At 72.7% G+C, this 15,461-nt stretch carries 14 protein-coding genes and 1 pseudogene; 9 read left to right on the top strand and 6 right to left on the bottom strand.

Annotated elements, in window-relative coordinates:
- Positions 1-101 precede the first annotated feature (101 nt).
- The 5 genes from QP089_RS14155 to QP089_RS14135 all read left to right on the top strand — a co-directional run bounded on the left by QP089_RS14155 (position 102) and on the right by QP089_RS14135 (position 7,005).
- Complete coding sequence (locus tag QP089_RS14155; protein WP_285912033.1) at positions 102-3,029, top strand: helix-turn-helix transcriptional regulator; 2,928 nt, start codon at positions 102-104, stop codon at positions 3,027-3,029.
- 172 nt (positions 3,030-3,201) lie between these two features.
- On the top strand, positions 3,202-3,846 hold the full coding sequence (locus tag QP089_RS14150; protein ID WP_353070582.1) for a thioesterase II family protein: 645 nt from the start codon (positions 3,202-3,204) through the stop codon (positions 3,844-3,846).
- Positions 3,847-3,955: 109 nt separating this feature from the next.
- Positions 3,956-4,555, top strand: coding sequence for a TetR/AcrR family transcriptional regulator (locus tag QP089_RS14145; RefSeq protein ID WP_285912031.1), 600 nt, complete (start codon positions 3,956-3,958; stop codon positions 4,553-4,555).
- Positions 4,556-4,612: 57 nt separating this feature from the next.
- Positions 4,613-6,460 carry an HAD-IIIC family phosphatase gene (locus QP089_RS14140; protein ID WP_285912030.1) on the top strand — a complete coding sequence of 616 codons (1,848 nt, stop codon included), beginning with the start codon at positions 4,613-4,615 and terminating at the stop codon, positions 6,458-6,460.
- A complete protein-coding gene (locus QP089_RS14135) occupies positions 6,457-7,005 on the top strand; it encodes an NUDIX domain-containing protein (protein WP_285912029.1) in 549 nt (182 codons plus the stop codon). The genes QP089_RS14140 and QP089_RS14135 overlap by 4 nt, the downstream gene beginning before the upstream one ends.
- A gap of 235 nt (positions 7,006-7,240) precedes the next feature.
- Here the strand turns inward: QP089_RS14135 and QP089_RS14130 are convergent, their stop codons facing one another.
- The 3 genes from QP089_RS14130 to QP089_RS14120 form a co-directional block, all read right to left on the bottom strand.
- Entirely contained in the window at positions 7,241-7,681 is a 441-nt protein-coding gene (locus tag QP089_RS14130) for an Hsp20/alpha crystallin family protein (protein ID WP_285912028.1), read from the bottom strand.
- Between the two features lie 155 nt (positions 7,682-7,836).
- Entirely contained in the window at positions 7,837-8,223 is a 387-nt protein-coding gene (locus QP089_RS14125; protein ID WP_285912027.1) for an STAS domain-containing protein, read from the bottom strand.
- 153 nt (positions 8,224-8,376) lie between these two features.
- The gene (locus QP089_RS14120) at positions 8,377-8,859 is read right to left on the bottom strand and encodes a hypothetical protein (RefSeq protein WP_285912026.1); all 483 of its coding nucleotides are present in this window, start codon (positions 8,857-8,859) and stop codon (positions 8,377-8,379) included.
- Between the two features lie 242 nt (positions 8,860-9,101).
- On the opposite strand from QP089_RS14120, the gene QP089_RS14115 reads away from it, so the two are divergent.
- The 3 genes from QP089_RS14115 to QP089_RS14105 all read left to right on the top strand — a co-directional run bounded on the left by QP089_RS14115 (position 9,102) and on the right by QP089_RS14105 (position 11,327).
- A complete protein-coding gene (locus QP089_RS14115) occupies positions 9,102-10,259 on the top strand; it encodes a histidine phosphatase family protein (RefSeq protein ID WP_285912025.1) in 1,158 nt (385 codons plus the stop codon).
- Positions 10,260-10,421: 162 nt separating this feature from the next.
- Positions 10,422-10,880, top strand: coding sequence for an ATP-binding protein (locus QP089_RS14110; RefSeq protein ID WP_285912024.1), 459 nt, complete (start codon positions 10,422-10,424; stop codon positions 10,878-10,880).
- Between the two features lie 93 nt (positions 10,881-10,973).
- Complete coding sequence (locus QP089_RS14105) at positions 10,974-11,327, top strand: STAS domain-containing protein (RefSeq protein ID WP_285912023.1); 354 nt, start codon at positions 10,974-10,976, stop codon at positions 11,325-11,327.
- A 113-nt stretch (positions 11,328-11,440) separates the two neighbouring features.
- Here the strand turns inward: QP089_RS14105 and QP089_RS14100 are convergent, their stop codons facing one another.
- Positions 11,441-12,415, bottom strand: coding sequence for a helix-turn-helix transcriptional regulator (locus QP089_RS14100; RefSeq protein ID WP_285912022.1), 975 nt, complete (start codon positions 12,413-12,415; stop codon positions 11,441-11,443).
- 129 nt (positions 12,416-12,544) lie between these two features.
- Here QP089_RS14100 and QP089_RS14095 point away from each other — a divergent pair.
- A pseudogene (locus QP089_RS14095) lies at positions 12,545-12,937 on the top strand (RidA family protein); the annotation flags it as partial.
- A gap of 4 nt (positions 12,938-12,941) precedes the next feature.
- Here the strand turns inward: QP089_RS14095 and QP089_RS14090 are convergent.
- Positions 12,942-14,081, bottom strand: coding sequence for an RsbRD N-terminal domain-containing protein (locus QP089_RS14090; protein WP_285912021.1), 1,140 nt, complete (start codon positions 14,079-14,081; stop codon positions 12,942-12,944).
- A 55-nt stretch (positions 14,082-14,136) separates the two neighbouring features.
- A complete protein-coding gene (locus QP089_RS14085) occupies positions 14,137-15,342 on the bottom strand; it encodes a YncE family protein (protein WP_285912020.1) in 1,206 nt (401 codons plus the stop codon).
- Positions 15,343-15,461 lie beyond the last annotated feature (119 nt).

Here is a 15,461-nt window from a genome sequence, read left to right as displayed (position 1 = left end):
GAACCCGCGCAACTTATACTGGACTTCCTCGATACCCGCCGCCCGCCTGGCGGGCGACAAAAGAAGACGGGCAAACGGGGAAGGCAAAGATCATGGGGCTTGTGGAGAGGACCGAGCAGCTTTCGGCGCTCGACTCCGCGCTTTCCGGTTCCAGCCGGGGGACGAGCAGGCTGGCCATAGTCGACGGGCCGGTGGCCACGGGGAAGACGTCGCTGCTCGAGGCGTTCGTGGAACGGGCCACCTCGCGCGGCGCGCTGGTGCTCGGCGCGCGCGCCTCGCACGTCGAGCGCTCGCTCCCGCTCGGGGTCATCGGGCAGCTCCTCGACACCCGCGAGGTGCCGGCGGCGACCGCCGAGCACGCGGCCCGGCTCCTCAACGACGGCACCGCGTTCCTCATGGTGCGCGAGACCCCGGCCGCGGCCCAGGCGAAGACGATCGCCCTGCACGAGCTGTGCGTGGAACTGCTCGACCTGGCCAGGCGGCGGCCCCTGGTGATCTGCGTCGACGACGTCCACAACGCCGACCCCGACTCGCTGGCGTGCTTACTCCTGCTCATCCACAGGATGAAGTCGTCGAGGGTCATGGTCGTCCTCACCGAGGCGCCGCAGATCCAGCGCTCCGAGCCCTCCTTCCACGCCGAGCTCCGCCGCCTGCACCCTTTCGACCGCCTGCGCCTGCGCCCGCTCTCGCGGCCGGGTGCGCTGTCGGTGCTCGAGGCCCACCTCGGGCAGGCGGTCGCCCGGCGGCTGGAGGGGCCCGCCTACGAGGTGTCGGGCGGCAACCCGCTGCTGCTGCGCGCCCTGATCGAGGACTACCGCTACGGCTCGAAGAACGATTCCGAGCTCGTCGTCGGCGCGACCTTCGGCCAGTCGCTGGTGGGCTGCCTGTACCAGTGCGAGTCCACCATCCTCGACATCGCCCGGGGGCTCGCGGTGATCGGCTCCACCGCCACGCCCGCCGTGCTTGCCAAGCTCCTCGGCGTTGCCGCCGACACGGTCGCGCAGGCGATCCGGATGCTGAACGACGCCGGCCTGCTCGACGGCGCCGCGTTCCGGCACCACGACGCCCGCATGGCGATCCTGCGCGACATGTCCCCCCGCGACCGCGCGGCCCTGCACGCCAGCGTCGCCGGCCTGCTGCACACGGAGGGCGCGCCTTCGGTGGTCGTCGCGCGGCACCTCACCTACGCCGAGCGCGTCGACGAGCCCTACGTCGTCCCCGCCCTGCTGGAGGCGACCGAGCAGGCACTCCTCGCGGGCGAGATCACCATCGCCCTGCGCTTCCTGCGGCTGGCGCAGAAGCAGACCACCGACCCCCACCAGCAGGCCACGATCACCGCGCAGATCGCCTGCTCGGAGTGGCAGCTGGAGCCGCGCACCGCGACCCGCCACGTCTCCCAGCTGCGCGCGGCGGCGCGCGCCGACCGGCTCGGCGTCCGGTGCGCGCTCCGGCTGGTCGCGCTGCTGCTGTGGTACGGGCGGACGGCCGAGGCGGGCCAGGAGCTCGACCGGCTCGACCGGGCCCGCGCCCGGCTCGGCACCGAGGACGCCGCCGACCTGTACACCGTGCGGACCTGGGCGTCGTTCCTGTTCCCCGACGACATCACCCCGGCGGAGGACACCGGGCAGATGGCCGAGGCCGCCCCGAGCCCGCGCAGGCAGGCGGCGGGAACGCTGACGGCCGTCCTGCAGAACCGCGCCGGGGACGACGCGCTCGACCGGGTGGACAACGTCCTCACGCTGCTGCGCGACGAGCCGGGCGTGGGGTGCGAGACCAACGCGATGTCCGCGCTCGCCCTGCTGTACTCCGACCGCGCGGACGAGGCGGCGCCGCTGTGCGAGCCGCTCCCCCGGCTGCTGCCCGCCGAGTCGGCCACCAAGCGCGCCTGGTGCGAAGCGCTCCGCGCCGTCATCGACGTCCGGCGGGGCGAGATGGCCGGGGCCGAGCGGCACGCGGCGGCCGCCCTCGCGGGCATGGCCAACGACAGCTGGGGGGTGTTCGGCGGCCTGCCCGTCGCCGCCATGGTCACCGCGCTCACCGCGATGGGGCGGGACGAGGAGGCCGCCGAGTTCCTGCGCGTCCCGACCCCGGAGGTGCTCTACCGGAGCCTGGTCGGCCTGCACTACCTGCAGGCCCGGGGGCACCATTTCCTGGCCACGGGGCGGTACGAGACCGCCCTGCACGACTTCCAGACCTGCGGCGAGCTGATGCAGACCTGGAAGCTCGACCTCCCGGCGATCGTTCCGTGGCGCACCGAGGCGGCCCGCGCCCACCTGGGGCTCGGCAACCCGAAGGCGGCCATGGACCTCGCGCGCGAGGAGCTGTCCCGGCTGAAACCCGGCCCCTCCCGGTGCCGCGGTCTCGCGCTGCGCGTGCTGGCCGCCGCCTCCCCCGCGACGGAGCGCGCCGTCCTGCTGTGCGAGGCGGCCGAGGCGCACCGCCAGGGCGGCGACCGCCTGGAGTACGCCTACACCCTCGCCGAGATCGCGCGCGGACGGTGCGGGACGGACGACTCCGGCCTGCGCGAGGCCCGGCGCCTGGCCCGCCTGTGCGGCGTCGAGGACATCGAGCGGGGCCTGCTGGCCGGGTACGGTCCGCCTCCGGCGGCGCCGCGCGCCGCCGCCGACCTCGACTGCGGGCGGCTCACCGAGGCGGCCAACGGATCCTCGGCGGCGCCCGCCCTGCCCGGCGCCCCGCAGGCCGGCGCGGGCCATGCGGCCGCGTCCGAGACGGCCTCGAAGAGCGCGTCGAAGAGGTCCACCCGGAAAGCGTCGACGGTGGGCTCCGGCGCGCCGTCGAGGGCCGTCGCGTCGTCGGGGCGCGATCCCAGGAACGGGCTGACCGACGCGGAGCGGCGCGTCGCGGCGCTCGCGGCCCACGGCTACAGCAACCGGCAGATCGCGCGCGAGCTGTTCATCACGGTCAGCACCGTGGAGCAGCACCTGACCCGGGTCTACCGCAAGCTGAACGTCGGGCGGCGGGCCGAGCTCGCCGCCGGTTTCGACTTCGGCATCGCCGACTCCGCCTGAGCCGGCCGCAGAGTCCGCGCACCGCTACCCGGCGAGATCCGGGCCCTTCGGCGCGCCTCGACTTGACTCCTTGACATTACCGCGACATTACCCGTCTACCGTCCTCTGGACGCGGCGGAAACATGGTGGCAAAGTTACTTACCGAACGGTCGGCAAGCATGGGAGGAGCACCGTGCAATGGCGTGGACCTCGCATTGTCCGCATTCGGCAGAGATCCCACTGCGAGGCACAGCTGGTGTGCGTCCCGCATGTCGGCGGCTCGACGAGCTTCTTCCTCCCTCTCCTTGACGGAGTCGCACGCGCCATCGACGTCCTTGCGGTGGAGCACACGTCCCCCGGAGAACTGACCGACGATCGGATCGGCCCGCTCGCCGCCGAGATCGCCGACGCGCTGCGGCCGCGGATCGACCGGCCCGTCGCCCTCTTCGGGCACGGCACGGGCGCGCTCCTGGCGGTGGCCGCGGGCCGGTTCCTGGAGCGCCGCGCCGGCATCGTCCCGGTCGCCCTGCTCCTGTCCGGGCGGTCGGCGCCCCCGCCGCCCGCGGCCGGCGACGACCGGCTGACCTGCCCGATCCTCGCGCTGGCCTGCGACGCCGATCCCACGGCGAGCATCGCGGGAATGGACCGCTGGCGCCGGCACACCACCGGACCGTTCACCCTCCGCGTCTACCCCGGAGGCGGCCAGTGCCTGCTCGGGCACCGGTCCGAGATCTGCGGGCAGATCGCCCGCGAGCTCCTCCCCGCCGAACCCGCGCAGCCCGCGCAGCCCGGGACGCCGGCGCGGTGCCGGGACGAGGACGGCGGCCGGTTCCGGTAACTTCCGGACGCCGATGCCGTGGTGCATCCCCCGGAGGCCGTGGAAAATGGGGGCACGGCTCTGCCTGCCGAACGTTCGTCAAGTAGGGACATCAGGGCGGAGAGGTCCAATGGTGGATGTCAAAGCGAACCGCACGCGGGAGCGCATCCTTGCGATCTCCGGGGAGTTGTTCCGCCGTCAGAGCTACGCGGGGACGTCCATCGCCGACATCGCCGACCGGCTCGGCACCAGCAAGGCCGCCATCTACTACCACTTCTCCTCCAAGGAGGAGATCCTCAACGCGATGATCACCGAGCCGATCGCGATCTACGAGGACATCGCGGTGCGCGCGGCCGAGGGGGCGTCCGCCGAGGAGCTGCTGGGCCGGCTGATCGACCTCATGGCCGCGCCCGGCGCGCACTGGGCGATGCTCGAGGCCGACCCCTCCATCCGGTACGCGATCGACGAGCGCGCCACGCAACACCGGCTGCTCGACAAGACGAGCCAGATCATCGACACCCTCCGCGGCACCGACACCTCCCGGGCCGCCTGGGTCCGCGCCGCCGCCGCGTTCGCCATCACCAAGGAGGCGACCCGGGTGATGATGTGGGAGGAGGGGACGCTGAGCGGCGCGGACCGCGCGGCCCTGCTGGCCGCCGCGCTCGACGCGCTGGCCCCCGGGCCGGGCCGCCCGCTGGAGGCCGCGGACGCCGCCCAAGAGGGGCTTTAGCCGGCCCGCCGATCATTGCGGACGACCGGTCACGGGCTGGAGAGGAACGGGTCGGGGATGGTCGTCCGCACGAATCCGGTCGAGGCGCTGCTCGACCTTCATCGCACCGGAGCGCTCGCCGCACGCTACCCGGAGGTCCGCTCCCTGCTCGCCGGGCATTCCGACGGGGAGCTCGCGCGGGCCGGGCACCTGCTCGCCCGGCTCGACACCGACGAGGTCCTGCGGGTGCACCCGGACACCCCGTCGGTCACCGTCGCGATCACCGGGCACGGGACGCTGGCCCAGCTGGCGCCGCTGGTCACCGCCGAGCTCGCGCGGCACGGGCTGCTCGCCCGCACGCACGTCTCGGACTTCGACGGCTACGTGTTCGACCTCGGCGATCCGGGCAGCACGCTCTACTCCACCGGCGCCGACCTGGTCCTGTGCGTCCTGGACCCCATGATCGTCCTGGACGGGCTGCCGGTGCCGTGGCGGGTGGAGGACGTCGAGCGGATCGCCGCCGAGAAGGTGGGCCTGATCGAAGGCCTCGCCGCCCGGTTCGCCGGGGCCGGCCGCGGCACGCTCGTCCTCAACACGATGCCGTTGCCGCGCGCGTACGCCGCCCAGCTCGTCGACCACCGCTCGCGCGCCCGCCTCGGCGTGGTCTGGCGCGAGGCCAACGCCCGGCTCCTCCGGCTGGGCGAGGCGTCGGCGGCCGTCGTCCTCGACCTCGACCCGCTCGTGGCCGAGGGCGCCGCCGCCGTCGACCCCCGGTTGAGCCGCTACGCCAAGGTCCACCTGTCTCCTGCGCTGCTGGCCGCCTACGCCCGCGAGGCCGGGCACCTGGCGCGGCAGGCCGCCGGGCGGACGCGCAAGGCCCTCGTGCTCGACCTGGACGGAACCGTCTGGGGAGGCGTCCTCGGCGAGGACGGCGTCGAGGGCATCGAGGTCTGCGACGGGCACCGCGGCGAGGCCTTCCGGTCCTTCCAGCGGGTGGCCAAGCAGCTGGCCTCGCAGGGCGTGCTGCTGGCCGTGGTGAGCAAGAACGACCCGGAGCCGGTCCGCGCGGCGCTGCGCGACCATCCGGGGATGACGCTGACCGAGAGCGACCTGGTCCGCGTCGTGGCGAACTGGCGCCCGAAGCACGAGAACCTGAAGGAGCTCGCGCGCACGCTCAACATCGGGACCGACAGCCTGGTCTTCGCCGACGACAGCGCGTACGAGTGCGGCCTGGTGCGCCGGGAACTGCCGGAGGTCGCGGTCGTCCAGCTCGGCACCGAACCCGCGCTCCACATCGGGGCGCTGCTGCGCGACGCCTGGTTCGACGTCCGGGAGCTCACCGACGAGGACCGCACGCGCGGCCGCAAGTACCGCGAGGACCTGGACCGCCGCGACTTCCTCGACGCCTTCGAGTCGATCGAGGACTACCTGCGCGAGCTGGAGGTGACCGTCCGGCTGGGCGACCTGGCGGAGGCCGACGTCGGCCGCGTCTCCCAGCTCACCCTGCGGACCAACCAGTTCAACATGACGACCCGCCGGATGCGGCCCGACGAGGTCCGGAGCTTCCCGGGACGGGTCCTGACCGTGCGGTCCGCCGACAGGTTCGGCGACAATGGCCTGGTGGGCGCCATCTTCACACGACGGGACGAGGACACCGTCCGGATCGACAACTTCCTCCTCAGCTGCCGGGTCTTCTCGCGCGGCATCGAGCAGGCCGCGCTGGCCGAGGTCCTGCGGCAGGCCCGGGAGTCGGGCGCGAAGACCGTCACCGGCCACTACCGGCCCAGCGCCAAGAACCACAAGGTCAAGGACTTCTACCTGCGCAACGGCTTCACCGAGGTCGGCAACGGTGCCTTCCGCCACGACCTCGACGAGGACGCCGCGCCGCCCGGCCACGTCCGGCTGATCGTGGAGGGCGGCCCATGACGGGCAGCCACTGGACGGTCCGCTCCGAGGCGCCGCTCTACCGCGACGAGTGGCTCGACATCCGGCTCGCGAACGTGGAGACCCCGGCCGGCCCCCTCGACCACCGGGTGATCCGCACCGGCGAGGGCGCGGGGGCGCTGGTCGTCGACCGGCGGGACCGCGCCCTGCTGATCTGGCGGCACCGCTTCATCACCGACTCGTGGGGGTGGGAGATCCCGGCGGGCGGCGTCGAGGCCCACGAGTCGCCCGCCGAGGCTGCGGCGCGCGAGGTCGAGGAGGAGACCGGCTGGCGCCCGGGCCCGATGCGGCCGCTCCTGTACACCGAGCCGAACAGCGGCATCGCCGACACCAGGCACCACGTCTTCCGCGCCGACGAGGCGACCTTCGTGGGCCCTCCCACCGAGACCGGCGAGTCCGAACGCGTGGAGTGGGTCCCGCTGGCGTCGGTCCCCCACCTCATCGGCACGCGCGCCATCGTCTCGGGCACCACGATCGCCGCCCTGCTCCTGGCCCAGTGCCAGCGGCCGGCGGTCCGTCCCAGCTAGCGTCGGGCGAGCGCGGCCCGGCGGGCGGCGGGTTCGTGGCCCGGCCGAGGTGCGCGCCCGGCGCCGATGCTCCTATGATCTTGGCTGCGCGCCTGCCGGGCGTAACCGCCGACGACCTGGCCCGGTGGGCGCCGCGCACCCACCGGGCCGTGCCCGGCCGGGTCACCCGCCCGCGCGCCGCCGCCGGAGCGTTCCGGCCAGTGCCCGGGCGCGGGCGGCGACGGACGCTCGCCGGTCAGCTTTTGATCGCCCTCTGGTCGCCGCCCTGGACGGCGATCTTGCGGGGCTTGGCCTGTTCCAGGACCGGGATGCGGACGGCCAGGACGCCGTTGTTGTAGGCGGCCTCGATGGCGTCGGCGTCCAGGTGCTCCGACAGGTAGACGCGGCGGGTGAAGGCGCCCATCGTGCGCTCGCGCACGAAGACGCGCTCGTCCTCGCCGAACTCCTCCTCGCGGCGCGCGCTGACGGTCAGCACGCCGCGGTCCACGGTGACCTCGATCGAGCCGGGGTCGATGCCCGGCAGGTCGAACCGCAGGACGACGTCGTCCGCGCGGCGGACGCCGTCCATCGGCATGCCCGCGCCCTCGCCGCGGCCGCTCAGGCCCGCCTGCCGGATCGCGCGGTCGAACTGGCGCTCGAACTCCTGCACGAATGGGTCGATCGACGTCAGCAGCATCGTTGCCTCACCTCCGAAGATCCCCGGGGCCTCCAGACCCGGGATGCCTGTGCCTTGCAGAGAGGAACCCTGCAACTCAAATTATAAGTACTCTCCAGCGCAGGTTGTCAACAAAGCTCGTCACGTTGGGTTGCGCTCGCCGGGGGCCGCGTCCCCTACGCCGTGGCCTCGTGGACCGTGAGCGCCAGCTCGACGGTCGAGTAGATCGAGAGGAACCGGGTGAAGCCGGTGGTGCGCAGCACCTCACGGATCCGCAGGTTCACGGCGGCCAACGCGAGCGTGCCGGTCTCGGAAGGGCCGGAGTCGGTGTGGGCGTCCGCGCTCAGCAGCCGGTAGATGACCGCGAGCACGCCGAGCCCGCTGGAGTCGATGAACGCGACGCCGCCGAAGTCCAGCACCAGGTGGCGGGCGCCGCGGGCGAGGAGGGTGGCCAGGTGGTCCCGCAGGTGCGCGGCGGTGTGGACGTCCACCTCTCCGACCACGGTCACGATGGCCAGATCGGTGTGCAGCGGATCGAACCTGCTCTCCACGATCAAGCCCATACGGATCACATCCGAGTCGTCCGGCGTGGTACACCGGCATACCCGCCCCGGCCCCGCTCATTCGATTTTCCCGTTTTCGGGCCGGTTTGACCGAAAGACCGAAACGTCGGGCCGGGGCGTCGAGGACGATTTCCGCGGCGGCGCCCGGAGCCGTCAGCCGGGCCGGTGGAGCCAGCTGGTCACGGCGGAGGCGCGGTCCGTCACGGTGGTCACGGTGCCCTCCATCATGCCCGTCATCACGCCGGTCACCGTGGCGGCGGCCTTGGCGCGGGCACGGGCGGTGCGGCGCTTGGCCAACCACGCTCCGGCGACCAGCGGCGTGCCGGTGAGCGCGTAGACGCCCAGCAGGCCGAGTCCTTCTCCCCACGTGCCCTGCAGCAGGTACGCCAGCCCGAAGACCGCGCATCCGATCGAGGTCAGCGTCAGCCCGCACACCAGCGTGCCCGCGGCCGCGATTCCCGCACCCACCATGATGACGCGCATCCCCGACCACGCCATGGCCCGCATCCGCGCGGCGGCGGCGGTCGGCGGGGCGGCGCCGGCCTCCCTCCCGTGCCCGGAGGTTCGCGTCTTGTCTGGTCGCCGGTTCGTGCCCTGCCCGTGGTCATCGGTCGCCGTTCCCGGTCGCGCCGGCACTGCCGCCCACCAACCTCTCGTCTCGCCTGGTACTTGCGCGCTGACTGAACGTAACAAGCGTTCCACGCTGTCAGATCATCCGGCGGACGGCCCGGACCGGGCGATGACGGGCGTGTCGCCTACGCATCCGGCCTCGGCGCCCGATGACGGTGGATGCGGTGGAGAACCGGTCGGGCAACGCCCGTGAACGCTAGGGTTCGAGGACCTTCGCCGCGGACGACGACATGGGGTGTGGCCAGGCCATGGGCAGACGGATTGTGGTGGAAGTGTCCGGCTACACGCGGGCGGCCGAGGGCGCGGCCGGTTACGGGGTGGCGATCGTCGACGAGGCCACCGGCGAGCTGATGGCCGAGGCCGCCGAAGGGATCGGCGCGGCCACCATGGCCGTCGCGGTCTACCGGGGCGTGTGCACCGGGCTGCTGACGGCGACCTCGACCGACACGGCCGCGGCGCTCGAGGTCCGCACCGACTGCCGCAGCGTCGTCGAGGAGCTGACGCGCCGGGCCGACACCGGCGACCCGTCGGTACAGGCGCTGCGCGACGAGGTGATGCACGCGGCCGCCAGCTTCGGCCCGGGCGGCGTCGTCTTCTCCTGGGTCCCGCGCGACCGCAACGAACGCGCCGTGGAGATGGCGCGGCTGGCGTGCGACTCCAATGACTGGGAACGGCCGTGGGTACGCACCGCCACCGTCGAGGTCCCCCAGGCCGAACCCGAGTCCCAGCCTCCGGCCGAGCCGTTGCAGGCGCTGGTGCCGCCGATGCCGTCCACGACGCTGCTGCTGGTCCGCACCGCCGAGACCCTGATGTCGCGCGAGCGCCGCTTCGCCGGCGACCAGGACGGCGACCTCACCGACGACGGCGTCGCCCAGGCCCGCGCGCTGGCGTCCCAGCTGTTCATCCGCGGCGACGTCGACGTGATCGCCTGCTCGGACCTGCGTCCCGCCACGGCGATGGCGCAGATCCTGGCCGAGGTGCTGGGGCTGGCGGTGGTCACCGTCCCCGATCTGCGCGAGCCCGGCTACGGCGAGTGGGAAGGGCTGACGTTCACCGAGGTCCAGGCGGCCTGGCCCGACGAGGTCTTCCAGTGGACCGCCGACCCGCACACCCCGCCGCCGGGCGGGGAGAGCCTGGCCGCCGCGCAGGCCCGCATCGAAGCGGCCGTCGACACGCTGGTCGAGCGGTTCCCGCACCGCACCATCGCCGTCGTCACCCATGTGACACCGATCAAGATGGTCGTGCGGCGGGCCCTGGAGGCGGCTTCGGTCGCGCTGCACCGCATGCACCTGGACGCCGCGAGCCTCACCGAGATCGACGTCCATTCCGAAGGCGCCGTCGTGCGCAGCCTCAACGACACGCGCCACCTCGACCCGGCCGCCGGCACCTCTCCGCAGACCGGCTGACCGGCCGGCCGACCCCGATCAGGCGGCGGGCCGCCCGGCGGTGGAAAGCCGTGGCCATTTCGCCAGGAAGGCCCGCCGTCCTCCAAGGCCGCGCGCGGACCGGCTGTATCGTGGCACGCTGCGAGCGCAGGCAGCCTGCGCCTCGAGGCTCAGGGGGACCCGGTGGAACTCACGCTGATGCTGTGCCTGCCCAGGGACGCGGAGACGGCGCATGTGACGCGGGAGGTGCTGGACGCCGCGCTCAAGGTCCTGGGGTGCACCGCCGGGACCCGCTCCGACATCGCCCTGGCCATCGGCGAGGCGTGCGCGAACGTGATCCAGCACGCCCACCCCGGTGACGAGTACGAGGTCCGGATCCACATCATCGACCGCAGATGCGTGATCGAGGTCGTCGACACCGGTCGCGGCTTCGACGCGATCGCCCTGGAGCAGGCCGCCCAGAGCCCCGAGGCCACCGCCGAGCACGGGCGCGGCCTGCAGATCATCAACGCCCTCGCCGACGACCTCCAGATCGCCAACCGGCGGGTCCAGGGCGCCATCGTCCGCTTCGAGATCCCGCTGAAGTGGGAGGCCGAGTCGGCGGGCGGCCACCTGATCACCGACGTCGGGACGGTGGTCTAGGCCGGGAGGCGCTTCCGGGTCCGAACGGAGGGCCACGACCAGCTTTACCTTCCGTTGAGACGGGCATAACGGCGGCGTTAGGAGCGTGATCCCATGGAGATGGTGGCCGATCGGCGGGCCCGTAAAGCAGTGTTCAGCGTCGACCGGTGCGGTGAGTGGTCGCAGGTCACCGTGACCGGAGAGCTGGACCTCACCACGGCGGCGACTTTCAAGGACCATCTGACGCAGGCGATGGCCGGCCGCGCCGAGCCGCGGGTGTCGGTGGACGTCAGCAGGATGAGGTTCTGCGACTCGTCCGCCCTGAACGAATTCCTGCGAGCACGGAAGCGGATCAGCGCTCTGCGCGGGCGGCTGGTCCTGCTGAATCCGACCGACCGTTTTACCCGGATCCTGCGGACCATGGGCTTGGACCGCGTCTTCGAGATCCGCGAAGCGCTGCCGGCCTGACCGCCTGACCGGTCGGTCGCCGTCCATGCGTGCGGTCGCCGGTGCCTTGGGTGTCGTCGGGGCAAGACCGGACATGGACCGGCGCGCCTTTTCTTGGCTGCGGCCGGCGGCGCTCAGGACGACGCGCCGTAGCGCGCGGCGATCGCGGCGGCGCGGTCGCGCAGGGAGGCGCGCAACCACTGCGGGTCCAGGGCCTCCGCGTCCGTGGCGAGCTGCCACAGCGCCCATTCGGCGTGTCTCGAATCTTGGAAGGTCACCTCCAGCCGTAGCCGACCGTCCGGGTCGGCCTCTTCGGCGCGGACGGCCAGCGCGGTGTCCAGCAGTTCCTCCCGCCGTGCCGGGTTCAGCCGCAGCAGCACGGTGACCTGGTCTCCCCCGGCCCGGAACCGCGTGCTGCGTTCCTGCCACGCCCGGTCCAGATCGATCCGGTCCGGTCGCTGCGCGGGTTCGTCGAGCTCCTCGGCGGCCAGGACGCGGGACAGCCGGTACGTACGGTCCGCGCCGGACCTCGTGGCCAGCAGGTAGCCGCGGTCGCGCACGGTGACCAGGCCGATCGGGTCCACCGTCCGCCACTCCGGCGGCCGGCCCGCGGCCGCGTAGTGGATCCGCAGCTTGTGCCCGGCGAACACCGCGCGCCGGACCTCGGCGACGATGGTGTCGGGCACCTCCTCGTCGACCACGCGGCGCGACAACAGGTCGATCTCCGGGTCGATGAGCAACCGCTCGGCAGCACCGGCCGCGATGTTTCGATGGCTAGCGGGCAGCGCGTCGACCACCTTGAGCATGGCCGAGGCGAGCGCCGAGCCGAGGCCGAACGCCTGCGCGCCGCGCCGCGATCCGGCGATCAGCAGGGCGAGGGCCTCGTCGTGGTTCAGGCCGGTGAGCTCGGTCCGGAAACCGGGCAGCAACGCGAACCCGCCGTGCCGGCCGCGTTCGGCGTAGACCGGGACGCCGGCCGCGGACAGCGCCTCGATGTCGCGCAGCACGGTGCGGGTGGACACCTCCAGCTCGCCGGCCAGCGTGGCCGCGGACAGCCGACCGTGCCGGCGCAGCAGCAGCACCAGCGAGACCAACCGGTCGGCGCGCATACGCGGACCTTAGCGAAATACACGACAGAGGATGTCGTGATTCATTGCGAGGCTTTCACCACGACGTCAAAGGCGGCCACCGGGCCGATGGACGTACGTCTCGACGGATCGAACGGAGCTGATGTGGTCATGGAGCGAACGGCGGTCAACCCGTGGACGTGGTCGGTGGAGCTGGGCTACAACCAGGGCGAGATCGTCTCCGGGCACGCCCGGACCCTCTATTGCGCAGGGCAGACCGCGATGAGCGGCGACGGCAAGCCCCAGCACGCCGGTGACATGGCGGCGCAGCTGGCGCTCAGCCTCGACAACCTGGAGGCCGTCCTCGGCGAGGGCGACATGTCCCTTGCAGACCTCGTCCGGCTCAACGTCTACACCACCGACGTCGATCTGCTCTTCCAGCACTACGGCGTCCTGGCGTCGCGGCTGGGCGCCGCCGGGGCGGCGCCGGCCACCACGATGCTCGGGGTGACGCGGCTGGCGATCCCCACCCTGATGGTCGAACTCGAGGGGACCGCCGTCGCACCGATCAGCCCCTCTCCGGACGCCGCCCGCTCGGCGGAGCCAGCCAGGTCTGGAGGGCCCAGCGCCAGGTGAGGGCGCGGCCCAGCGTCTCGCCCGGCGGCGCCTGGTGCGCGAAGTCGGTGAGGACACCGAACCGGCGCAGGCGGTGCTTGACCGTGTTCGGGTGGATGTGCAGGGCGTCGGCGGTGCGGCCCGGGTGCTCGCCGTGGTCGAGGTAGGTGAGAACCGTCTCGGCCAGAAGGCGGTGGAACTCCTCGGCCGGGTCGAGCCGCGCGAGATACTCGCGGGCGAGGACGGCGCCGAGGTCGGGACGGGAATCCAACGCGACCGGCATGGCGAGGTCGGTGAGGCGGCGGAGGCCGTCCAGGCCGCGGCGCCGCGCCGAGGCGAGCGCCGCGCGGCAGAGCCGGTAGACGTTCGCGAGGTCGGACGGGCGTACCGGCGGCCCGGCGATCGCGAGGAGGTCGATGCGGGCGGGCAGCCGGGTCGTGACGGCGCACCAGTGGCCGTCGACCAGGCCCGAGACGCCGTCGGGCAGGGCCACGGCGGCCTCGGTGCGGCGGGCCTCGCGCGGGTCGCCGATGTCGGTGACCAGGCAGTGGTACCGGCGGGTGGCCGACAGGCCGGCGTCGGCGGCGCAGGCGGGGCCGCCGCCGAGCAGCTCGCGCAAAGCCTGGACGCGGGCGGCGTGCGCCGACTGGGCGAGGCTCAGCTCGGTCTCGCGGTAGGCGTGGATCAGCCGGTTCTGCAGGCCGTTGGCGTAATGGTCCAGCTCCATGATCTCCTCGATCATGGAGTCGAGGGACACCCCGGCCGCGCGGGCCTCCTGCATCAGCCGCGTCAGCACGTACGAGCGGGCCGCCTGGAAGCCGTCGAGCAGGGCGGCCAGCGGGACGCCCTGCAGCGCGCGATCGGTGGCCAGCCGGTCGGCGGCCCTGGTGTCCTCCTCGCTCAGCCCGGACATGTCGATGAACGCGGCGGACACGACGGCGAGCAGCGCGGCGATGTGCCGCCGCACCTCCTGCACCGGCAGCCCGGCGATCGGCGGGGACTCCGCGCGGGCCGCCTCGACGACGGCGTCGAGCAGGCCGGGGTCGGCGCGCATGCGTTCCATGAGGCGGCGGAGCACGGTGCGTTCCGACATGTTCACTCCCGCATGGGGCGTCGCGAGGATCCCGCGACGCCCCAGTCTGCCCGGTTCAGCCGGCGGGCGTGAGCGCCGCGACGGCCTCCGGGGCCGCCAGGCCGGTGCGCTCGCGCTGCGGGAAGACGCCGACGGGCACCCGGGCGACCTCCTTCGCCGTCGCGTAGTCGATCACCGAGACGGCGTTGGCCTTGCTGAGGGAGACGAAGCAGCGGGTCCCGTCGGCGCTGGTCGTGCCCCAGTACGGGAGGCTGTTGACGGGGTAGCTGAAGATGCCCTTGGTGGACAGGTCCGAGGTGTTGACGACGGCGGTGTAGTCGTCGATGGTGCCGACGTCGCACAGCTGCCGTCCGTCACCGGACAGGGCGAGGCCGTGGTGGGCGGAGTTCTGCGGGTAGTCGTCCGGGCTCAGCGACTTGCCATGGTCGCTGTAGGGCATGGTGACCGTGTTGACGATCTTCCCCTGGTTCAGGTCGTACTTGATGAACCCGTTGAGGTAGGACTGCTGGGCGTAGAAGGTGTTGCCGTCCGGGGCGATCAGGTTCGGCCGGATGCCGTGCGGGAACCTCCACGTCTTGACGACCTGGAGCGAGTTCGCGTCGACCTTCTCCAGCAGGAAGTCGCCCTTCAGCAGTTCGAGCGACTTCGGCAGCGACGTGATGCCGATGCTGGTGTTGTAGATGTAGCGGCCGTCCGCGGTGAAGTCGTTCTGGTGCGGATAGGTCCCGGTGCCGAACTTGCCGATGACCGCGCCGGTCCTCGGGTCGAGCACCTCGGCGACCTGCGCGGTCGTCGCCGAGATCACGTACTTGGTGCCGTCCGGCGACAGGGCGGCGTGGTCGGCGTGGAAGCCGTCCAGCCGGGTGTGCCACAGCTCCCGGCCGGTGGCGACGTCGAAGGCCGCGGCGTCGTCGAGGTTGCCGCGCGACACGTACAGCGTGCGGCCGTCGGCGGCGAGCTGGACGTCGTCGACGAACCGGTCACCGCCCTCGATCTGCTTGACGGTCTCGTATCCGGCGCGCTGGACGAGCGTCATCTCCGCGAGGCGCTGTTGCAGGTCGGGGATGACGTTGAACGATCCGAGGTTCTGGTAGGTGCGGCCGTCGATGAAGCTCACGCTCCCCGACTGGCTGTTGCCCACCAGCAGCACGTCGCGCATCGCCGCGGCGTCCGCGGGCGCGGCGCCCGCGCCCACCGGGACGGCCAGGGCCGCGGCCGTTCCCGCGCACGCCACCAGGGCCTTCAGTCTTCTGCTGGACATGACGCCTCCTCCGGAAGTCGCCTCCGTCAGAACGAGTAGCGTCAAGTGTGCGGAGCCCGGCGGGCGCGGCAAAGGTCGCGGGAGCCAACGTACGGGCGTCCGGATGTCGGGAGCCGACA

The sequence above is a fragment of the Actinomadura opuntiae genome (assembly GCF_030283205.1).
Lineage (GTDB): Bacteria > Actinomycetota > Actinomycetes > Streptosporangiales > Streptosporangiaceae > Spirillospora.
Note: the sequence above shows the minus strand (reverse complement) of the source record. Positions and strands in the feature narration are given on the sequence as shown.